This is a genomic window from Candidatus Clostridium stratigraminis, from assembly GCF_045310675.1.
In the GTDB taxonomy this organism is placed as follows: domain Bacteria; phylum Bacillota; class Clostridia; order Clostridiales; family Clostridiaceae; genus Clostridium_AT; species Clostridium_AT stratigraminis.
The window spans coordinates 1-21,532 of record NZ_JBJHZZ010000025.1 but is presented as its reverse complement, the minus strand read 5'-3'; the positions used below and the strand labels follow the sequence as shown (position 1 = coordinate 21,532).

Genomic DNA, 21,532 nt, shown 5'->3' with positions numbered 1-21,532 from the left:
TTATGAGCCGGTTGCTCTAACCAACTGAGCTAAAGATCCATATATAACCTAGCAACGTCCTACTCTGCCACTTAGTCGCCCAAGCAGTACCATCGGCGCTGAGAAGCTTAACCATCGTGTTCGGTATGGGAACGGGTGTAACCTTCTCGCCATCATCACTAGATTTAATATTTCATTAATCTTACTAAAAAAGTTTAACATCCTTTTTTATCGTTGTCAATAGGTCACAGTAATTTATTTGTTTAATTAAGACAGAATAGAAATTTTAAAATACATTAGTTATAAATAATTCAGTATTCTTTAATAAAAGGCAGATCATAAGAAATAATCTCAATTAACAAAATAATTTCTTATGACCTAATAAAAAATATTTAAATCAAAATAAAATATAGGATATAATATATGCCTGCTGTAATTGTTAAATAAACACATATCTATGTTATAATATTGCTGCAGCTAATTCTCCTAAGGTATTTACATAATTAAATTCATCGAATTTAAATTCCTTTTTATTTATTGATACACTTAGATATAAGACACCTTTTATTTCTTCATTTTTAATTAGTGGTACAGCCACAATAGAATTCCAGCTAGGCACTTCATCTTGTAATACTCTATTATTTGATTCATCCCAATCAGTCATATAAACTCCTTGCTTTTTTGCTAAAATGGAGCTAACTATTTCCTCGTTATAATTGTTATTGTCTGTCCAACCTTCATTGAAATTCTTTCTTGAATACACTTTCTTTATTCTACCTTCTTCAATTGTAAAAAAACACCCATATTCTGATTCAGTTATTTCAATTACTCTCCCTAGAATATTATAAATTTTGTCTTCAATACTAGAGTTTTGTTTAATTAATTCAATTATGTCAACCATAACAAGAACATTTCTTGAATCCTGAACCATGTTTCCCGAGATTATTCCAGAGAGCTTATTCCTCACTTTTGCCTTATTCCCAAATTTGCTTGACCATACCTTACATCTATTTCTTCCTGTTTCTTTTGAGATATATAATGCTTGATCAGCTTTCTCAATGAGTTCCTCTTTCCATTCAGCATTATGTGGAAATGTTGAGATACCCATACTGACTGTAATGGCAGCCTTTTCACCTAAAATCTTTGCATTATTAACTTTTATTCTTAAATCTTCTGCAAGTAAAAAAGCACTTTTCGAATCAGTCCCAGGTAATAAAATAATAAATTCTTCTCCTCCATATCTTCCAAATACAGCCTCTTTATTAAGATTTGTTTTAATAATGGAGCAAACCTTTTTAAGAACCTCATCCCCAGTTTGATGTCCGTACCTGTCATTAATGTCTTTAAAGTGATCCAAGTCCATCATTAATACTGAAAAAATACCTCCAGAAGCCTCTGACTTATCAATGGCCTCGCTTAAGGCATCTTCTAAGGATTTTCTTGTCAATGTCCCCGTGAGTTTATCAGTAGAAGATACTATTTGAAGTTGATATCTTTCTATATTAATACCAGCTAATCTGCTAAAAGCAGAACATTTTATTAAACTTTGTTTATTAAAATTGTTTAATACCCTATCTGATTCCAAATAAATATATCCCTTTATTAAATCATTAAATGATAGATTATCCTCAGACCTCATAATTATAGGTATACACATAACGGCCTTCAATCCCTGAAGCATAATATTTATTTCAGAGCAGCTATAATCCAAGGAAGTTTGTTTTATTATCATAGGCTCCCTTGCAGCTTTTACCTTGCCAAAAATAAGCTTATTACATGGAATTGTATCTGTTCCATCGTTAGAAGAAATAGCATAGTAGCTTTTTTCATAGCCGTCTACAATAATTACACTCCTAGTTGCAAGCGTCACACCTGCAAGATATTTTGCTATAATATCTAGGTTTCTTATTGGATTACTGCTTAAATTTTTGATTAAGTCATTTGTATTTTTAATAGCTGCTGGAAGCTCTGAATTATAAAATTTATGAGCTGATCTTATAAAATGTTTATTGTAAAGTATATTATTAATATTCTCCAAGTTAAACATTTCATTAAGTTCATTAATACTAGCTAGGTTAAACTTTTCTTCTTCAACTTCAGACAATCCATAATATTCTCTATGTTTCATAAATTGCTTTATTTTTTTAAATGGCTTAGCCATCCTGTTGTAATATACAAATTCAACTCTCTTACTTGCAGATAATTGCATAGTTAGCTTCATAATTAGGTCAGCTGCTTCATAATATAAATTTATTGCCTGAAAATAATTTTTGTCTGCCAAATAATAATCACCTAGTAGGCAGCATACATTCCAATATATTTTTTTATTTTTATCACCACTGCATCTGCTTATTACTGCTTCCAAAAGTTCCTTTTGGCAGTTTTCAATTAATATAGCCTTTAAATAATCCTTTTTTAGCTGAAGAAGGTCTGGTAATGTATTAGAACTGTATTCAGCTTCATATAGAAACATTTCTTTTGCTTCGCTGTAAAGACCTTTATCATAAAGCATAATAGCTAAATCGTATAAAGCGCTTTTTCTAGTATTTTCAGCTTTATAATTTTTTATTAGAGCCTTTATCCTATTAATACTTTCTCTAATTTCATCAGATGAAGTAAGATCGTTGAGGATTAAGTATTCAGTTAATACTTCGCAATCCCATTTAGCAAGTGAATCCTCTCCCTTAAATAAATCATGAGCCTTTTCCAAAAACCCCCAAGCTTTATCCTTATCTCCAAGTGCAAAAAAAAGTTCAGCATTTTTTTGATAATAGGTTCCTATTTCTTTACCCTGCTCAGGATGATCTTCTAGTTCCTTTTCGGCTAATTTATAATATTTATAAGCTTCCAAATAATCTTCAAGTTTCAAATAGACGAAACTTAAATAAATATAGCAGTAAAATATATTGCTTTCATAGTCAACCTTCTTTGACTTCTTAAGAGACTCAAGAAAATATTGAAGAGCTGCTTCATACTCAAACTCATAGCAGTATGATGAAGCTAGATTTGTTAGGGCAATAATTTCATAAATAATTATATGGTTTCTTTCGCTAATGTCTTTCATCTCGGTAAAATAGTTAATGGCCATTTCATTGTCTTGATAATAATCGCCATAGGCTACTGCTAAATTATTCATACAATTGACGACACCTTCTGAATAATTTGCATTTTCAAAGTAATCAGAGCCTCTTTTATAACAATCTACAGCCTCTTTAATCTTAGAGGTAGCAAGATAAACATTACCTAAATTCTTAGAAAACAATCCCTTAAGCTTATAATAATTATCACCACATAAGCTTATACTGCTTATACATAATTCGGCTGCTTTATTATACTCTTGTCTTGAGTACATTACTCTAACTTTTAATTCCATACACTGTAGGTAGCCTTCTAGGTACTTATCTACATTACTGCTTTTTAATAAAATATTCTCAGCCCTACCAATATAGCATTCAGTTTTATTTAACTGGTTTTTTAAGTAATATACCTCTGCCAATTTATTAAAGGCATCTATCTGATATTTGTAGGCTTTTTCATTTGAAGCTAATCTTTCAGCTTCTTCAAAATATTCTATAGCCTCTGATTTGCAGCCATCCATCTCATAGCAGTTTCCTATTCTTAGCAAAATTTCAACTTTTCTTATTTCATCTTGTTCATCTATTAGCATAGATAGAACTTTTTTTAAGTTTCTAATTACCTCACTTCTATTTTTGAAAACTTCCATTTTATCTGCATTTTCTAAGCAATATTTTATAGTTTTTTCTTTCTGTCCCGATTTTTCTAAATGGTATATAAGCTCCTCTCTATTTCTAATTCCTTCTTCATACTTTTTTTCTAAAAGCGTAGCTGCAGCCTCATGCATTGATATTCTATACTTCTCATCCAATCTTCCGTTTATTATATTTTTTAAAATTCTATTAGTAAAATCATACACAAAACCACTATCTTCTATTTTTCTACATACTATACCCTTAGCCTCTAATTTTATTAGTCTTTCTTCTATACCTTTTTTATCAGCACCTATTGTGTTGTAAATAACTTTCTCAGATATTCCTGAATTGAAGATAGACAAAGATTTAAGAATCTCAAAACTTATATGCTCAATATCCTTAATTTGGGTCAAAATAGCCTGTTCAAGATTAGTGGGCATCGGAAGCTTTGTATAATCATTAGAGTCACTTTCCCATCTTGCAGTTTCCTCATTTAAATAAATATATTTATTTGCAAGGAGATTCTTTAATGTTTCTACTATGAACATGGGATTTCCATAGGTATTTAAAAATATTCTCGTGGCGAAATTCTTTGCTTTTTTTTGCATTCTAAGCATATCCTGAATCATGGTAATGGAATCCTCATTACTTAGTCCATGAAGCTGAATATCAATTATATTTGGTTTTCCCACAAGTTCAGCTAAAAAGTCAGACAATCTGCTATTATTAGAATATTCACCATCACAATAAGAAACAATAAGCATTAAATTCCTACGCCTAAGGGAAAGATACTTCAATATCTCAATAGAAATATTATTTACTCTATGAATATTGTCTATAATAAACACCATTGGTTTACCCTTTGTAATATCATGAATAAAATCACATATACTACTTATAACTCTATACTTTTCTCTCTCAGCATCTAAAGCTTCATAATGTATAACTTCTTTATCCTTTGCAAGCTCAGGTATAAACTTTACAAGTTCCCCTTCATATCTTTCAAGTATTTCTGGATCACACTCACCTGTTAGCTTTTTAATAATTTCAAAAAAACCATTATTTTCTTGATTCTCTGAACTTTCCAGTGAATAACTAGAGTATACATTTATACTATTTAACCTCATTAGTCTTTCAACTTCATTAAGAAGTTTAGTTTTTCCGATACCATATTCACCATGTACTACAACAAGTTTATCTGAAAGCTCTAATTTAGTCATTGAATTATATAGTTTTAGAATATTATTAACCTCATAATCCCTTCCAATTAATTTATTGTTTAAATTAATCTTTTCAATTTCTTCTTTTACAAGAGCCTTATAATCCTTATTGAAAATAAAATTTATATCATTTATAATCTCTAAAATATTTGTATATCTATTTGCCGCATTTATTTCAGTCATCTTCTCTATAACTGGTGCTAATTTGCATAGTAAACTTTTATCATTTGCATTACATTTCCCTATTTCATCATTTATCTCAATTAGGTTATTAATTGTACCTCGTCTGCAAATAAAAGCAAGCAGCACACCTAAGGAATAAATATCCGAGAGCTCACTAGGAGCCTTTCCCTCCAATACTTCTGGAGACTTAAAGATAAGTTGGTTATCTTTTGTATCCCAAAAATTTATTTTGTGCAACTCCTTAGTAATTATATCCTTAAACTTATAATTAGATTTTGTTACAATAATATTGTTAATATTTATATCACCATAAACAAAACCTCTTAAGTGAAGATAATTTATTCCCTTACATAAATTCACAATTAAGTCAAGCTGCTCTCCCTCATTTAATTTACCTATTGCTTCAATAAAACTCCTATCATCTTCCACAATTTCATTTGTATAAAAATATTGACGTTTTTCTAAAATTTTATTATCTAAAAATTTGATTATATCAAAATCATAAAATTTTATATGATTTTCACTATTTATAATGGCAAAAGTCTGATATTCATTTATAAAATAATTAAGTAAATTTTCAGGAAGATATTCAGAGTTAATAATATTTAATTGTGCTTCTTCTGACCCTATTTTCTCATCTAGTACAAGGTATGAGGACACAAAACGGTTTTGTTTTATACTCTTTAGTACTCTGTATCTTTTATTAATTAAATCCACAGTCCTCACACCCCATTACTCAATTTTTGACAATATATCTTTATTATAGCATTTTGTATTCTTACTTTAAATGTCTATTCAATAAAATTTTAACTCTAATAAGTAATGGTTTTTAGCTAAATTAAATGAGTAAGGGTATGTGCTAAAATTCAAATCACAACAAATAGTAAGGTTCATATACTAATACAAAATACAATTGATGTAGGTGATATTGTGAATTACTTTATTAGAGAATCTCCCTATAGAAGATTAATTGTTGGGGTAAATACACTTGTACCATTAGCTAACGGTACAAGGGTACCATATATAAATTTTGACAATGCTGCTACAACACCTCCCCTTATTTCAGTGCTTCAAGCTTTAAATAATTTTTCACCATGGTATTCCTCTGTAAACAGAGGGGCTGGGTATAAATCTCAAATTTCTTCAAAGTTATATGAGGATTCCAGAAATATTATTTTAAATTTTGTACAGGCAAATATAGATAATGATATTGCAATTTATGTAAAAAATACCACCGAAGGTATAAATAAACTAGCTAACAGGCTTTATAATAAAGATAAGAGCTCAATTATATTATCAACTGATATGGAACATCATTCTAACGACTTACCATGGAGAGATAAATATAAAGTGGATTATATTATGATAGAGAAGGATGGAAGACTTTCTATAAATGATTTAGAAAACAAACTTAAGAAATATAATGGTTTGGTAAAACTTGTTACGGTTACTGGTGCCTCTAATGTTACTGGCCTTCTTAATCCTATATATGAAATTGCTAAAATGGCTCATAAATATAATTCAAAAATTTTAGTAGATGGAGCACAGCTTGTTCCTCATGCAGTTGTGAATATGAAACCAGTAGACTCCTCAGAGCATATAGACTTTTTAGTTTTTTCTGCGCATAAAATGTATGCTCCCTTTGGTATTGGAGTCTTAATAGGTCCTAAAGATATTTTTGCTTTCGGAGAGCCAGATTATAAAGGCGGTGGAACAGTAGATTTAGTCACTCATGAGAATGTGGCTTGGGCAGATCCTCCAGAGAAAGAAGAAGCAGGCACCCAAAATTTAATGGGCATTATTGCATTAACTAGCGCAATGAAAACTTTAGAAGGAATAGGTATGAATAACCTAGCAGTATATGAAAGAAATTTAACTGATTATGCTTTATCTAGGTTAAAAAATATTAATGAAATTGAACTGTATGGCAGCATTGACGATTCGAATGAAAGAGTCAGCATTATCTCTTTTAATATAAAGGGCATGCACCACAGCGTTGTTGCAGAAATATTAGGGTCAGAAGCAGGTATTGGAGTTAGAACAGGGTGTTTCTGTGCCCACCCTTATATTCAAAAGCTATTAAAGCTTACAAAGGAAGATATAGAAAAGCTTTCAATTTCTTCTGACATTCCTCGTCCTGGAATGGTACGAATAAGTTTTGGCCTATATAACGGCACTAACGAAATAGACTATTTTATTAATACTCTTACAGAAATAATAAAAAATAAAAATTACTTTATTAAAAAATATTCTAATAAAACTTAATGAACTGCCCTTTCAATAAAGAAGGGGTTTAAATAGAGATTCGAAAATAAAGCTTCGAATCTCACTTTTATGAATAAATGAATTTCAATAGTTAAAACTAATCTTATGAATTACAAAAGTTAGAGGTGAAAAAATTGGAAAACAAAAAAGTTAATTTAGTTATGTTTAGCGGAGATTATGATAAAGCTTTAGCTGCTTTGATAATTGCAAATGCAGCAAGAGAAATTGAAGTGGAAGTATCTATTTTTTTTGCCTTCTGGGGTTTACTACTAATAAGAAACCCTGAAGCACCTATAATGGAAGATAAAAGTTTTTATGAGAAAATGTTTAACTTTATGACTCCAAAGGGTCCAGAATATTTGCCTCTATCCAAAATGAATTTCAGTGGTTTTGGAAAAGAAATGCTGAAAGCCATGATGAAGGAAGATGAAGCACCAGATTTAACAGCTTTTCTAAATGGAGCAAGAAAAAAAGGCGTAAAATTTTACGCTTGCAAACTTTCAGTTGAGGTTATGGGTTTTAAACCTGAAGAACTACTTCCAGAAGTACAAATAATTGAGGCAAAAGAATATGTAAAAGATGCCTTAGATTCGAATATGCAGTTATTTATTTAAGAACATGTGAGCCACAAGGGCATTTCTCGTGGCTCTCTAAATAAAGAGTTAAAAACATCTGTCAATTATTCATATATCTTAAAAATATTTTCACCATATCTTCCTTTAATTTAAAATTTAAGTACTCTAATGAGCTTTGAAGTGCAAATAAAGTGTAGCTTACTTTATCAATCCTTGCATTTTCTCCCATATGTCCTATTCTAATTACCTTGCCAGCAAGGTAAGCAAAGGATCCTGCTATAAATACCCCATAGCTATTTAACATATAGTCTCTAAGTACCTTATCCTCTATTGTATCTGGTACTTCAATTACTGAAACTGTATTGGAATAGCCATCTTTAATATATAGCTTTAGGCCAGCTGATGAAACAGCTTCTCTCACAGCGGAAGCTATTTTCTCATGCCTTTTTAACATATTTTTCTTTCCTTCATCAAAAATATTATCGATAGCAGCTCTTAAGCCAATAATATCACTAATTGGCTGAGTATAAGGGAACCACTTATTTTTATAATAATCCTTCCAAATTAAAAGATTGCAATAAAAGGATGCTATAGGTTCCTTTCTATTTTGCATAACCTTAAAGGCATCATCGCTTATACTTAATAAAGTAAGTCCAGGGGGGGCAGAAATTGCCTTTTGAGAGCCCCCTAGTGCTATATCAATCTTCCAATCATCTACTCGAAGTTCCACTCCACCCATTCCTGCCACGCTATCTACCACAGTTAATATTCCCTTTTCTTTAAGTAATGGACATATTTTATCCACTTCATTTAAAACCCCTGAAGGAGTATCGCAGTGGACTACAGTTGCATATTTAAAATTGCTATCCTTATCTAATAATTCCTTGAGCTTATTTATATCAATTTTTCTTTGTCTATCACCTTTAAAGAAGATAGCCTCTCCACCATAAATCCTAATGAAATCAGCAAAGCCCTCTCCAAAAATGCCATTATCTATAACTAAAACTCTGTCTCCCTTTTCTGTTAAAGAAGCACAGGCAGCTTCAAGGCCAAGTATACCTTCACCACTTAAGATCCTAACTTCATTTTTTGTGTTTAGAAATTCACCTATTTTTTCACAGGTCTCCTTATAAAAGTCATAAAACTTAATATCCAAATCAGGATTAGTAGTTTCAAGAGCCCTTGCAAGCCTTACATTTTCACTAACTTGAGTAGGGCCTGGAGTCATTATGTACGGAATCTTCACACTATCACTCTCCAAAATTCATAGTATTGTTTACCTAATTATATAATTTACTACTATGAAAATGTAATGTATGGATACACAAATTTGTAATAAAAAAAAGAATGAACCTTTAGCCTTTAAAAAAGGTTCATTCTTCATTAATTGTTATTTATTTAGCTTAACTGCTTCTGCTGCAAGTCTTGGGAATAAGATATTATTCTCTAAATGTATATGCTGGAAGGTATCCGCCTCTAATTCTTGGAGCTTTGTATAGGTTAATTTATAGCTGTTACAGCCATCCTCAGGCACTGCATAGTCATTTGTTATATTTCTTAATTCCTTTAGTATGTCTCCTGCACCTGTATGCTCATCTTCTAGTTCCTTTGTTATATTAACTGCTTTTTCTAAGGCTTCCTTAGTATTGGAACTCTCATATTCTCTTATGGCAGGATATTGAATTGTTTCTTCTTTAATTAAATGCTCCTCAAGTTCCATCTTAAGACTATGAAAAAGTTTATGGACTTTAGAAAGCTCTGGATGGTGCTCCCCGTGAACTCTTAATATTTTTGATGTTAATTCACTTATTCTCGGCAGCTCTGCCCATAAATAAGCATGATGTACATTTAGTATATGCTCTGCAAGTTCACCAAAAGGTGCTTCCTCCCAGTTTTTTTCTCCTGTTTCCTTATTTTTAAAATCTTCGTATAAGCTATTAATCTTTCCTAGAATTTCTGATTCATTTATATTTTGTTCTTTTATTGCTGTAAGTAGTGTTCTGTCTCCCCCACAGCAGTAATCTACTTTATATTCCTTTAAAATGTCTGCAGACTTCGGAAACTTTGTTACTATTTCCCCTATTTTTTGTGAACTATGAAATGTACTCATTTAAATCACTCCTTAAAGTTTAATCTTTATGCCTTTATTATATCCAAGGTAAATATCTTAATATGTGATTTAAATCAATTTGTAAATTGACTGTAATCATAGTTTGCTTATGTGTTCTATTCTATAATTTAACCATAGATTAAATTTATTAGGAAAAAGGAGAGATTATAAATGTTAAATAAAATTGAAGTTGCAAAGAATGTATATTGTGTTGGTAAGGTTGATGATAGAGATGTCCCATTTCACAGATTAATGCTTACAAAAGGCACAACTTATAACTCCTACCTACTAAACACAGAAAAACCTACTTTAATTGATACAGTGGACATAGCCTTTGGAATGGAATTTGTAAAGCACTTAGAAAGTATTATTAATTTAGAAAAGCTTCAATATGTCGTTATTAACCATGTGGAACCAGATCATGCTGGAGCACTCGGTGCACTAATGAATAAAGCCAAAAATGCTACAATTGTTACCACCGAATTAGGTAAAAAGTTTTTAATAGGAATGTTTAAACTTCAAAATAAGAATTTCCACGTTATTAAAGATGGAGAGACTTTAGATATAGGAGGAAAGACCCTTCACTTCTTTGAAACTCCATTCCTTCATACTGAGGAAACTATGATAACCTACGATATAGAAGATAAAATATTATACCCTTGCGACATATTTAGTACTCATATAGCTAATTATGAATTATTTAATGATTTAGCCAAGGAAGATATCCTTGAAGACTATAAAACTTACTACAAATTAATAATGAGTCCACATAGACCTTATGTAAGAGATATGCTTGGCAAAATTAAAAAACTTAAAATAGATATGATCTGCCCATCTCATGGATATGTTATTAGAAAGGATGTTCAAAAGTATATTGATATTTATGATGAAATGAGCTATATTCCTTCAAATTCTAATAAAAAGGCCCTTATACTATTTAGTTCAATGACTGGAAATACCTCAAAAATTGCACAGAATATTTCTCAAGGCTTAACTAGTATGGGCATTGAAACAAATATTGTAAATATTAAAAATGCAGAGCTTGATACTATACTAGATATGGTAAATGATGCCTCTGCTATATTAATAGGAAGCTCCACACGTTATGGTGATATGATTGGGAGCATAGAGGAGGTGCTTAAAGAGATAGTTAAATTAGACCTTTCAGGAAAATTTGGTGCCGCTTTTGGCTCCTACGGCTGGAGTGGTGAGGCAATAGAAATTATTAATGATTACTTGAAAAACAGCAATATTACCTTATTAGACACATCCTTTATGATAAAGGTTACTGGAGACGACCACATTAAGCTTCCCCTTAGAATTAACTTTACTCCAGAGGATAGCATGAAAGAAAAGTGTATTGAAACTGGAATTTCAGTTGGAGAGGTTCTGTTAAAGTAAATATTTAAGATATTCAAAAAAAGCTTTAAAAATATTAAGGGGCTTTTCAGTAGTAGTCTATAACTGCTTCTGAAAAGTCCCCTTAATTTTGCTTAAGAAAGTTCTTCTAATAGCTGCAAATCCTTAATAATAATCTTCTTATTTCCTACAAGTTCTATTATTCCATCGTCTTCCATGGAAGTAAGCTTTCGACTCATAGTTTCTCTTGTTACTCCTATATAATTTGCCATCTCCTCACGGCTAAGGGGCATTTCAATAACAATTCCTTTAGTCTCTTCTTTACCGAAATCCTTAACAAAATTCTTTAATATTGCTGCAATTCTTGTTTCTATATCTTTTGTACTTAAGGTTTGGACTAGATTCTCTAAAGAAACAAGCCTATCATGGAGGCTTTCTAATATTCTAAGGCTGATTTCTGGAGTTCTTTTAACTATTTTATCAAAATCATCCTTAGTGAGCATGCATACATTTACGTCTTCTAAAGCCTCTGCATTATAATCAAATCTCCCCTTTTTTAATAAGCTTAAATAGCCAATAAAATCTCCTTCTGAGAGGATATATAAGATTTGTTCTTTGCCCTCTTTAGTGTATTTAAAGATTTTAATTTTGCCGCCATTAATTATATAAAATTTATCAGAAACGTCACCTTCAAAGAAGATTATCTGTCCCTTCTTGTACTTTCTTCTTAATATAGAACTGGTAACTTCAACAAGCTGATCACTATCTAAAACTGAAAAAATTGGTGCTTTCTTTGCACAATATCTACCTGTGCAAGCTTCACAAACGTGATTGTTACACTCTTTCATATAATCTATTTCCTTTCTATTACTCTATATTCTTTAATTAACACCGATTAATTTGCTCTAAAAAGTTCACTTAGGACTTTGGCTTAGCCAACTGGGTAGTTTAAAGTACTCACTCCCGCTCGCAAACTACCCGTAAAAGTCCATTTAGGACTTTTACCTTCATAAATTCTTGGTTCTAATTATAAAATATTTATGATAATATTTTATATATATTTTCATATATAAATTTACTTATTTCAAGTGCTAAAGTATAATTAATTTAATTTTACTATAAAAAAGTTATGAAATTTTATACCTGTATTCTTTAATAACTTAAATTCAAATATATTTTATCTAAAAAACTTGTTAATAATATTAAGTAAATGATAAAAGGAGGTATTAATTTGATTCTTAAAATTATAAGCCTGCCTATATGGCTATTCCTATTAAATGCAGTTGTATCAATAGTCATAATAACCCTTGAGCGTAAAAGACCTGAAAAAACCATTGCCTGGCTTTTGGTTTTTGTGCTCTTACCCCCCTTTGGACTTATCTTTTATATATTTTTAGGGCGAAATTGGAAGAAGCATAAGCTTACAGAAGACTTCTCACCTCATGTGAGAGATTTATTGCACCGTGTATTAAATAAAATAGAACATCCTGATTACATATCTCTTGTAGAGCTTTTAGCTAACAATAGTGATTCTCCCCTATTTGTAGATAATGATATTACCATTTTTAGAAATGGTGATGAAAAATTTAATAGTTTAATAGAGGAAATTAAAAAAGCAAGACATCATATTCATTTAGAATACTACATTGTAAAAAGCGATGGAATTGGCACAGAATTAAAGAATCTTCTAATACAAAAGTCAAAAGAAGGAGTAAGTGTCAAATTCATTACAGATAGAGTTGGCTCCATTAAAATGAAAAAAAGGGACATTAAAGAGCTTAAAACTGCAGGTGTTGATATTATACAATATTCCTATGTTCTTGCACCTTTGCTCCATTTAATTAATACTCAGATAAATTATAGAAATCATAGAAAAATTGCAGTTATCGATGGTAAAGCTGGTTTTATTGGAGGAATTAATATTGGCGATGAATATCTAGGCAAGGGTAAACTGGGCTATTGGCGGGATACACACATTATGGTAAAGGGAGATTTTGTATTAGGCCTTCAGGCAGTATTCCTAGATGATTATTATACTATAAAACGCATTGAAGGGGACTACTTTATTAATGAAAAAGAAGCAAAAAACTATTTTCCTGAACCTATTAAAGCTAAAAAACAGATAATGCAGTTAGTTAAAAGCGGACCAGACTCTGAATTTCCATCAATTATGCAGGGAATCATTAAAATGATAACTTTAGCTAAGAGAAATATTTATATAACAACTCCTTATTTCATACCTACTGAAGGTATTATGGATGCCCTTAAGATTGCTATTTTAGGTGGAATTGATGTTAGAATTTTATTTCCCGGAAGATATGATCATTTTATAGTTTACTTGGCATCTAAAACATATCTCCTAGAATTAATAAAGTGTGGTGCAAAGGTATATTTTTATGATGCAAATTCCTTTATTCATTCAAAGGTAATGACCATTGATGAAAAAATATCTACTGTTGGCACCGCAAATATGGATATCAGAAGCTTTGAACTTAATTATGAAATAAATGCAGTAATATATGACAGTCTTAAAACTAAGGAGCTTGATGAACAGTTTTTTGAGGACTTAAAATGCAGCAAAGAGTGTTCCTTATGTGATTTTGAAAACTCCTCAAGATTTGGAAAAATTCTAGAAGCAGCAGCAAGATTATTTTCTTCTTTATTATAAAAAATAGCAGCCATATGACTTATATACTAAGCCATATATCTGCTATTATCTTTTATTATCGTTTTTCGCCCATAAAGAATAATGCAACTGTCCCTGGACCAGAATGAGATCCTATAACTGGTCCAATAGAGTTAACTATTATATCCTTTACCTTATGTCTTTCAAGTATTAATTTTTTAAGTAATTCCACATCCTCTATGCAGTCACCATGACTTATAAATATAATCTGTTCTTCTGGATTTACTATATTTTTATCTAATTCTTCTGCCAAGGCTTTTATAGATTTTTTTCTTCCTTTTTCCTTAGTTACCGGAATTAATCTTCCCTCATCATCTACATGAAGGATTGGCTTTATATTTAATAGGGTTCCTATAGCAGCAGCAGTAGCTGATACTCTTCCCCCTCTTTTTAAGTGATTTAAGTCATCAACCGTAAACCAATGATTTATCTTTAATTTATTATTTTCAATAAAAGTTATAATTTCATCTTTTGAGGAACCATTTTTCAACATTTCTATTGCATAATAGTCTAAAAGACCTTCCCCTAGAGAAGCACATTTACTGTCAATTACGGTAATATCAGCGTCCTTATATTCCTCTAATATCATATCCATTGCTATGCAAGCACTGTTATAGGATCCGCTTAAAGCTGATGAGAACACAATGCATATTACAGATTTTCCAAGGCTTACATGTTTCTTAAATTCCTCAGAATAATCATATACATTTATTTGTGCTGTTGAAGGCATTTCACCTTTTCTAACCTCATCATAAAAATCCTTATATGGTAAGCTTACTCCAAAATCGTCCTTATATTCCTGACCTCTAAAGTTAACTGCCATACTAAGCACAGGAACATTATTTTTATCAATATATTCCTTTGGAAGATCGCAACAAGAATCTATAATAATAACTGTCTCCATTTTTTCTCTCCTCATATTTTAAAATCAGATGTATTGTATATATAGTAGCACATGTAAAAAATTGTATCAAGATTTGTAAAGGTAAAAATGCGTTAGAAAATATCTAACGCAAAGTTTTTTTTGACCTAATAAAATAACAAATAATCATAGCTAATGCTCCGCCAGAAGTGTCTATAAGGACATCTCTTATTCTTCCTTCTCTTCCTGGTACAAATAACTGATGGAACTCATCTGTAGAGGCATATAAAAATACACTTAGCAGTGAAAGAATTAAGGCCCTTTTTTTTGGTAAATATTCCTTATATGCATTATAAAGCAACATAAATAAAATAAAATATTCGGAAAAATGAGCACATTTTCTAACTATGAAATTTGCTAAATCACCAAATACGCTATTTAAGTTTAAACATAAGAGATTAAAAACATAGATTACAAAATGACTTTTTTCATCTGAAATTGTGGCTGGCATACTGGAAAACCAAAAAATAAGTATCATCCATGCAATTACTAATAACCACTTAAACTTTTTTCTTGTCATAAAATAAGCCTTTCTAAACATAATGATTCATATTCAAGTTTAAATTAACCCCTTTAAAAGTTCAATAGTTTTTTCTATATCCTCAAGGTTAACCATTTCTGAAATAGTATGATTGTACCTACAGGGAACTGAAATAACCCCAGTTTTTACACCAGTTTTTTCTTTATGAATAGTGCCTCCATCTGAAAGCCTATCAGATAATGCATATTGAAGCTCTATATTCTTTTCACTTGCTGTCTTTTCTATAATCTCCTTTACTTCATGATGCATAATAAGTCCTTTATCAATCACTGTTACAATTGGACCTTTTCCAAGCTTTATATTTCCTTTTCCACCTATATAATCTCCTGCTGCCTCTAAATCCACAACTATACAATAGTCCGGTTCAATTGCAAAGGAGGCTGCCCTAGCCCCTCTTCCTCCAAGCTCTGCTTGAGAAGAAAAGACAAAATAAGCTTCCCTGTTTACTTTCTTTATTTCTTTAATTAATCTAAGGAGAATATAGCAGCCTACTCTATTATCTAAACCAGAACTTAAGAGCTTATCATCTATCTCAACAGTATGACCTATAAAACCAGCTACTTCTCCCTCCTTAACTAATTTAACAGCTTCTTCTCTTGTTGACTTTCCTATATCTACAAATAAATCTCCTATTTCTGGGTTATCCTTTGCAGCTACTATCTTACCTACTGTACCATTTTCAAATTTAATTAAATTATGTACTATATCCAAGCAGTTGAAATCACCTAAGCTTCCTACCCGTATGAAGCCATTGTCTTCCACATAAGTTGCTATAAGGCCAATCTGATCCATATGAGAGCAGAACATGATTTTCTCCTGTCCTTCTCCAATTTTAACTATAAGGTTTCCTAGTTTATCCTCTCTAACGTCACAATTACAATCCTTAAGCTCATCTAAAATAACTTCTCTAACTTTATCTTCGTGACCGCTTACTCCAAAGCTTGTAATAAGCCTTTCTAACATATTGTCCATACATATCTCCCCTTGGCATTTTTTTAGATAACTAAGTTCATAAGCTTACTTACTTTAGTTGTACTATGACAAATTTTCACCATATTTCTCCCAGTGAAAACTTTTAGCTTATTTTGTATCTTTAATTAATTGTTTTTAAATATTCTACTAGTAGTTTTTTAGTATTTTCAAAGTCAGATTTACTTGCAACTGAAACTGAGGCATGAATATATCTACAGGGCACAGAAATAGTTGCAACTTTAGCTCCTTCTCCAGAAGCATGAATGGCAAAAGCATCGTTTCCACCAGCTATAGCTCTTCGCCTTTGATAGGGAATATTATTTTTATCACCAAGCTCCATAATGTCTGCAGCAATATCCGCATTAAAGATGCTTGTTCTATCCATAATTGAAATGGCAGGTCCCTTTCCAACCTCAGTGGCACTTAAGTGCTTTGGTACACTTGGCATGTCAGCACAAATTGTGCCTTCTAGCACTATTCCTATGTCAGCCTTAACCTGAAAAGCAGAAACAAAGGCTCCCCTTTCTCCGACCTCCTCTTGAACATTAAATACACCATATAAATCACAGTCATAATTCTCCTTTAAAGCCTCAATTAAAACTGCACAACCCATTCTATCATCAAAGGCTTTACCTTTATAAAGCCCTTCACCAAATTCACTAAACTCAGTTTCAAATACTGCAAATTCACCTAATTGAACTTGCCATTTAGCTTCCTCTTTATTCTTAGCACCAATATCTATGCAGCAGTCACTATAGGCTATATTCTTTTTTCTCTCCTCTACACTTTGCAGATGAATAGGTTTAATACCTATAACACCTGGGATTCTGCTTTCTCCTACTAGAACTACCTTGGCAGGTATTATATTTGCAGAAACTCCTCCTAATGAATAAAATTTTAAGGTACCGTCTTCATTATAGCCAATAATAATAAAGCCTACTTCATCCATATGGGCATCAACAATTACCTTTTTTCCCTTTCCCTTTTTATGTGCAATAATATTACCCATGTTATCAACTTTAATCTCATCTACATAACCCTTAAGCTGCTCTTTAATTATATTTCTTACATTTCCTTCATAACCTGAAGGTCCAGTGGCATTACAAAGCTTCTCTAAAAGCATAATAACTCCTCCACTTCCTCTGATTTCAGCTTTTCTATCAGCTTAGAAATTAGTAATCCGGTATTTTTAATATCCTCCATATTCACTATCTCTACTGAAGTGTGCATATATTTAACAGGAATCGAAATAAGAAGTGTAGGAATTCCTTCACCTGCTATCTGTATGTCCCAAGCATCAGTACCAGTATTTCCTGGCTCTACCTCTATCTGATAATGAATATTAAATTCCACTGCTAAATCCATTATTTTTTTTCTTAATTTAGGATGCACATTAGGACCTACGCAAATTACAGGGCCTTCGCCTAATTTATTTTCTTTCTCATCATCTCCTAAAGGACCGCTGTCAAAGGTTACATCCACAGCAATTGCCATAGTAGGTTTAACATCAAAGCTTCCTACCTTAGCCCCCCTGTGTCCGACCTCCTCCTGAGCGGACACAGTAAAATATACATCTAAATCATGATTTATATTTTCAAGTTCCTTTGCACAAGCATAGAGAGTAGTTATTCCAGCTCTATCATCAATTGCCTTACATGTAACATTATTATTTAAAAGCTCATAAAAGTTTCTTTTTAGGGTAACATAGTCTCCTACCTTAACTATAGTCTTAAGCCTTTCACTTGAAATACCCGTGTCAATTCTTAACTCATCAAGACTTACAGCCTTGTTTTTTTCCTTATCACTCATTAAGTGAGGAGGTTTTATTCCTATTATACCTAGTATATCTTCCCTCCCGTGCACTATTACTTCCTGTGATACAAGAGTTTTAACATCAATTCCAAAGCCCTTAAAGCTTAAGAAACCATTATCACCTATTTCAGTAATCATTAAAAAAACTTCATCAGCATGAGCCATTAACATTATGCTTCCACTACCATTACCTTTTTTTAATGCATACATATTATTAAGTTTTCCAATGCTGACTTCTCCAAATTCCTCAAAGGCATCCTTAAATATTGAATAAAGTAGATACTCCCTACCGCTTGGAGCAGCAGTAGCACATAGTCTTTTTAGAAATTCTTTATTTTCCATATTCATACTCCTTAATTTTTTTCACTGAAATAGATAAAGACTTTATAACAAGAAGTCTATCCCTGTTGTTCTGTTACTTCTATGTTAATGTTGGCAAAAAAATTGTTCTGTTTATATTATTATATATTTATATTCTACACACAAATCTCTATTCCTCTTAAAGGATTGCATTGAATTTCGTTATAATAATTAAATTTACATTTTATACAAATCATCAAATAAACTCCATTGACATTATCACTTTACCATAGTAAAATATAATAAATTAAGCAAATACAAATCCATTGATAAGGAAGAGTAGCTATATGGCCTAGTTTCAGAGAGCTGAGTATGGTGTGATCTCAGTACGATGCCAATAGTGAATGGACCTTACAGGAGTAAGCCGAAATTCTATGAATCTAGAAGAGTAGTCCTTAACGGATGCCCACCGTTAAAAGGGATAGGACATGTTAGTGTCTGAAAATGAGATATGCATACTTTTGCATAATTTAGGTGGCACCGCGGATAACTTCGCCCTAAGCTTTTAGGGAGGAGTTTTTTTATTTGCCTAAAATTATCCTAGTATGAAAGGTGGTGTATACAATGATTTGGTGAAAGCACTTTAATTGTTTAATTATTAGAATTAATTTTCAAAAAAAATTATTTATTGGAGATGTGAAACATGAATTTAAGAAAAATTATATTGAGTTCCCTGCTTTTATCCATTGGACTTGTACTGCACCAATTAGTTCCACCTATACTATTTGGCATGAAGCCTGACTTTCTACTTAGTATGATGTTTATTGCTATCTTCTTATGTGATGATTATAAATTATCATTAGTGATTGGACTAGCTGCCGGAATACTTACCGCCGCCACAACTAGCTTTCCCGCTGGACAATTACCAAATATAATAGATAAAATTATTACAAGTAATTTTGTATTTCTTCTTTTTAGAGTATTAAAATTTAATAGTCAGCTTAAAATATCTATTGTTTCCTTTGTAGGAACCTTAATTAGTGGAATTGTATTTTTAGGATCCGCTTATATATTAGTGGGTCTTCCTGGTCCATTTCTAGCTCTTATTCTGGGAGTTGTTATACCGGCAACTGCATTTAACATAGCTGCGTCCATAGTTTTATATAATGCTGCCAATACTGCAGTGAAAAGAATACCCTATTAAAATTTATAGGGAACTTTGATAACACAAAGTCCCCTATATTCTATTCTTTATTATCTTCGCTCCCTTTTTCCTCCACATCATTTGTATACATTGTGCTGTACAGCTTGCCAGTACCAGGTACAAGAGAGGAGGAAGCTTCATACAAAAGATTTGTGAGCCTAGTAAAATCCATTTTCTTTTTATCTTGAGAACTTGTTTTTTTATCCATAAGTATACCCCATTTCAAAATAATCATAGGTTAATAAGTAATAAGCCTATAATTCCATTGTTAATAAAATTAGGATATGCTAAAATTTAAAAAATAAACTAATATTGCTAAACAATTTTTCATTTTAAAACATACAATTACTACTTTAAGACAGCTTTTATGCCATCTGCTAATGCTTTAGCAATCTTATTTTCATAGGTATCGCTGCTTAATAATTTGTCCTCATTAGGGTTTGAAAGGAAACCCATCTCAACTAAAATCACAGGAACCTTAGACCAATTAAAACCCGTCATATCGCTGTGCTCAGTTACACCTCTATTTTGCATTCCAACTTCTTGTACCAAGGTATTTAATACCGTTTTACCATAGCTTTTGCTAGCAGCATAAATGGCTTTTGTATTATCATTAATAGGTGAAGGTACTAGCATAGAAGCTCCTTTTGCTGAAGTACTAGTGCTTGAGTCTGCGTGTATTCTTATAACTAAATCTGCTTTTGCATTATTCCCAATATTGGCCCTTTCAACGTTTCCTAAGCTTTGAGAATCCTGCGTTTTAGTCATGACTACTGTATAGCCGTAATTTTGAAGTAAAGCCTTTAGTTTTAAAGAAACATTCATATTAACTCTATATTCTGGTGTCCCTGTAGCTACTCCTTGTGCCCCACCACCATCCTTTATCTTCATAGTGGTAGAACCTGGTGCTAGAGGTTCCTTTTCTAGATTTGATCTATTTGCATGACCAGGATCTATTACAATAATCTTATTTTTATTCTGGCTGCCTTGCTTTTGCATGGTACTGGTGCTGATGTTATTATTCTGTACTGTGGAGTTTTTAGAACCTGTATTTGCATTACTGCTTTGTGATGTTGTTTTAATATTACTATTATTATAATTACTATTTTGAGATGTTGAAATGCTGCTATCTGCTTGTTTTTTATTTTCCGCTGAATTGCCTTTAAGTAGGCTATCCATATCATCTGATGATGTTTTATTTGTTTCACCATTCTTTTTATTATCATCATTACCTTTAATCACACTACTATTATTAGCCGTGCTGCCTCCACTAGCTACAGCTAATTGTTTTACATTACAAGCTGTGAAATTAATAGATATTAATATGCATAGGCATATGTATATTAACTTTTCCATAAAGCCTCCCATTATTTATTCCCATAATTTTTTCTTTTCACTATCATATATTTTATCTTAACATATAAGCTGAGATATGAAAACCAATCCATTGAGGCTAAAATCAAAAAATTAAAAGACACTCTAATTATAGAGTGTCTTGGTGGCTCACCGGGGAATCGAACCCCGGACACCATGATTAAAAGTCATGTGCTCTACCGACTGAGCTAGTGAACCTTAACATTTTTATGACATAAAATATGTACATAAAGATCTAGCAATGTCCTACTCTGCCACTTAGTCACCCAAGCAGTACCATCGGCGCTGAGAAGCTTAACCATCGTGTTCGGTATGGGAAC

General features: G+C 31.7%; 16 protein-coding genes, 1 tRNA gene, 2 rRNA genes and 1 other annotated feature. Of the genes, 5 read left to right on the top strand and 14 right to left on the bottom strand.

The genetic code is table 11. The features are described from left to right. Window positions 1–46 precede the first annotated feature (46 nt). Both rrf (ACJDUG_RS17190) and ACJDUG_RS17185 read right to left on the bottom strand, forming a co-directional pair. A 5S ribosomal RNA gene (gene rrf / locus ACJDUG_RS17190) occupies window positions 47–163 on the bottom strand. Between the two features lie 276 nt (window positions 164–439). Further along, window positions 440–5,809 carry a diguanylate cyclase gene (locus ACJDUG_RS17185; protein ID WP_406771097.1) on the bottom strand — a complete coding sequence of 1,790 codons (5,370 nt, stop codon included), beginning with the start codon at window positions 5,807–5,809 and terminating at the stop codon, window positions 440–442. Window positions 5,810–6,022: 213 nt separating this feature from the next. On the opposite strand from ACJDUG_RS17185, the gene ACJDUG_RS17180 reads away from it, so the two are divergent. Beyond that, the gene (locus ACJDUG_RS17180; RefSeq protein ID WP_406771096.1) at window positions 6,023–7,357 is read left to right on the top strand and encodes an aminotransferase class V-fold PLP-dependent enzyme; all 1,335 of its coding nucleotides are present in this window, start codon (window positions 6,023–6,025) and stop codon (window positions 7,355–7,357) included. 134 nt (window positions 7,358–7,491) lie between these two features. Further along, on the top strand, window positions 7,492–7,971 hold the full coding sequence (locus ACJDUG_RS17175; protein WP_406771095.1) for a DsrE/DsrF/DrsH-like family protein: 480 nt from the start codon (window positions 7,492–7,494) through the stop codon (window positions 7,969–7,971). Window positions 7,972–8,032: 61 nt separating this feature from the next. Here the strand turns inward: ACJDUG_RS17175 and ACJDUG_RS17170 are convergent, their stop codons facing one another. Continuing rightward, the gene (locus ACJDUG_RS17170) at window positions 8,033–9,178 is read right to left on the bottom strand and encodes a pyridoxal-phosphate-dependent aminotransferase family protein (RefSeq protein WP_406771094.1); all 1,146 of its coding nucleotides are present in this window, start codon (window positions 9,176–9,178) and stop codon (window positions 8,033–8,035) included. Window positions 9,179–9,322: 144 nt separating this feature from the next. After that, window positions 9,323–10,042, bottom strand: a complete 720-nt coding sequence (ric, locus tag ACJDUG_RS17165; RefSeq protein ID WP_406771093.1) for an iron-sulfur cluster repair di-iron protein — start codon at window positions 10,040–10,042, stop codon at window positions 9,323–9,325. 171 nt (window positions 10,043–10,213) lie between these two features. Between ric and ACJDUG_RS17160 the strand changes: the two genes are divergently transcribed. After that, entirely contained in the window at window positions 10,214–11,443 is a 1,230-nt protein-coding gene (locus ACJDUG_RS17160) for an FprA family A-type flavoprotein (protein WP_406771092.1), read from the top strand. 92 nt (window positions 11,444–11,535) lie between these two features. On the opposite strand, the gene ACJDUG_RS17155 is transcribed toward ACJDUG_RS17160, so the two are convergent. Beyond that, window positions 11,536–12,249 carry a Crp/Fnr family transcriptional regulator gene (locus tag ACJDUG_RS17155; protein ID WP_406771091.1) on the bottom strand — a complete coding sequence of 238 codons (714 nt, stop codon included), beginning with the start codon at window positions 12,247–12,249 and terminating at the stop codon, window positions 11,536–11,538. 362 nt (window positions 12,250–12,611) lie between these two features. Between ACJDUG_RS17155 and cls the strand changes: the two genes are divergently transcribed. Beyond that, window positions 12,612–14,069, top strand: coding sequence for a cardiolipin synthase (cls, locus tag ACJDUG_RS17150; RefSeq protein WP_406771090.1), 1,458 nt, complete (start codon window positions 12,612–12,614; stop codon window positions 14,067–14,069). Between the two features lie 55 nt (window positions 14,070–14,124). Here the strand turns inward: cls and ACJDUG_RS17145 are convergent, their stop codons facing one another. From ACJDUG_RS17145 to ACJDUG_RS17125, 5 genes are all read right to left on the bottom strand, one after another. After that, the gene (locus ACJDUG_RS17145; protein ID WP_406771089.1) at window positions 14,125–14,991 is read right to left on the bottom strand and encodes a DegV family protein; all 867 of its coding nucleotides are present in this window, start codon (window positions 14,989–14,991) and stop codon (window positions 14,125–14,127) included. A gap of 103 nt (window positions 14,992–15,094) precedes the next feature. Beyond that, window positions 15,095–15,550: a VanZ family protein gene (locus tag ACJDUG_RS17140; protein ID WP_406771088.1), complete on the bottom strand. Its 456-nt coding sequence runs from the start codon at window positions 15,548–15,550 to the stop codon at window positions 15,095–15,097. Between the two features lie 18 nt (window positions 15,551–15,568). Further along, window positions 15,569–16,522 (bottom strand): zinc-binding metallopeptidase family protein, encoded by a 954-nt coding sequence (locus ACJDUG_RS17135; protein ID WP_406771087.1) that lies wholly within the window; start codon window positions 16,520–16,522, stop codon window positions 15,569–15,571. 121 nt (window positions 16,523–16,643) lie between these two features. Beyond that, window positions 16,644–17,645, bottom strand: a complete 1,002-nt coding sequence (locus ACJDUG_RS17130; protein WP_406771086.1) for a M42 family metallopeptidase — start codon at window positions 17,643–17,645, stop codon at window positions 16,644–16,646. Further along, window positions 17,636–18,676: a M42 family metallopeptidase gene (locus ACJDUG_RS17125; RefSeq protein ID WP_406771085.1), complete on the bottom strand. Its 1,041-nt coding sequence runs from the start codon at window positions 18,674–18,676 to the stop codon at window positions 17,636–17,638. The genes ACJDUG_RS17130 and ACJDUG_RS17125 overlap by 10 nt, the downstream gene beginning before the upstream one ends. A 275-nt stretch (window positions 18,677–18,951) precedes the next feature. After that, window positions 18,952–19,197: a binding site (T-box leader), on the top strand. A gap of 140 nt (window positions 19,198–19,337) precedes the next feature. Here ACJDUG_RS17125 and ACJDUG_RS17120 point away from each other — a divergent pair. Further along, complete coding sequence (locus tag ACJDUG_RS17120; RefSeq protein ID WP_406771084.1) at window positions 19,338–19,838, top strand: tryptophan transporter; 501 nt, start codon at window positions 19,338–19,340, stop codon at window positions 19,836–19,838. A 40-nt stretch (window positions 19,839–19,878) separates the two neighbouring features. On the opposite strand, the gene ACJDUG_RS17115 is transcribed toward ACJDUG_RS17120, so the two are convergent. The 4 genes from ACJDUG_RS17115 to rrf (ACJDUG_RS17855) form a co-directional block, all read right to left on the bottom strand. After that, a complete protein-coding gene (locus ACJDUG_RS17115) occupies window positions 19,879–20,046 on the bottom strand; it encodes a hypothetical protein (RefSeq protein ID WP_406771083.1) in 168 nt (55 codons plus the stop codon). 140 nt (window positions 20,047–20,186) lie between these two features. Then, complete coding sequence (locus tag ACJDUG_RS17110; protein WP_406771082.1) at window positions 20,187–21,194, bottom strand: N-acetylmuramoyl-L-alanine amidase family protein; 1,008 nt, start codon at window positions 21,192–21,194, stop codon at window positions 20,187–20,189. A gap of 140 nt (window positions 21,195–21,334) precedes the next feature. Then, window positions 21,335–21,410: transfer RNA gene (locus ACJDUG_RS17105), tRNA-Lys, on the bottom strand. 35 nt (window positions 21,411–21,445) lie between these two features. Continuing rightward, window positions 21,446–21,532: ribosomal RNA gene (rrf, locus tag ACJDUG_RS17855) — 5S ribosomal RNA — on the bottom strand; the annotation flags it as partial.

Excerpts from the sequence above, each read along its gene's own strand:
- ric (WP_406771093.1), bottom strand. The coding sequence starts at position 10,042 with ATGAGTACATTTCATAGTTCACAAAAAATAGGGGAAATAGTAACAAAG.
- ACJDUG_RS17160 (WP_406771092.1), top strand. The coding sequence starts at position 10,214 with ATGTTAAATAAAATTGAAGTTGCAAAGAATGTATATTGTGTTGGTAAG.
- ACJDUG_RS17155 (WP_406771091.1), bottom strand. The coding sequence starts at position 12,249 with ATGAAAGAGTGTAACAATCACGTTTGTGAAGCTTGCACAGGTAGATAT.
- cls (WP_406771090.1), top strand. The coding sequence starts at position 12,612 with ATGATAAAAGGAGGTATTAATTTGATTCTTAAAATTATAAGCCTGCCT.
- ACJDUG_RS17145 (WP_406771089.1), bottom strand. The coding sequence starts at position 14,991 with ATGGAGACAGTTATTATTATAGATTCTTGTTGCGATCTTCCAAAGGAA.
- ACJDUG_RS17140 (WP_406771088.1), bottom strand. The coding sequence starts at position 15,550 with ATGTTTAGAAAGGCTTATTTTATGACAAGAAAAAAGTTTAAGTGGTTA.
- ACJDUG_RS17135 (WP_406771087.1), bottom strand. The coding sequence starts at position 16,522 with ATGGACAATATGTTAGAAAGGCTTATTACAAGCTTTGGAGTAAGCGGT.
- ACJDUG_RS17130 (WP_406771086.1), bottom strand. The coding sequence starts at position 17,645 with ATGCTTTTAGAGAAGCTTTGTAATGCCACTGGACCTTCAGGTTATGAA.
- ACJDUG_RS17125 (WP_406771085.1), bottom strand. The coding sequence starts at position 18,676 with ATGGAAAATAAAGAATTTCTAAAAAGACTATGTGCTACTGCTGCTCCA.
- ACJDUG_RS17120 (WP_406771084.1), top strand. The coding sequence starts at position 19,338 with ATGAATTTAAGAAAAATTATATTGAGTTCCCTGCTTTTATCCATTGGA.
- ACJDUG_RS17115 (WP_406771083.1), bottom strand. The coding sequence starts at position 20,046 with ATGGATAAAAAAACAAGTTCTCAAGATAAAAAGAAAATGGATTTTACT.
- ACJDUG_RS17110 (WP_406771082.1), bottom strand. The coding sequence starts at position 21,194 with ATGGAAAAGTTAATATACATATGCCTATGCATATTAATATCTATTAAT.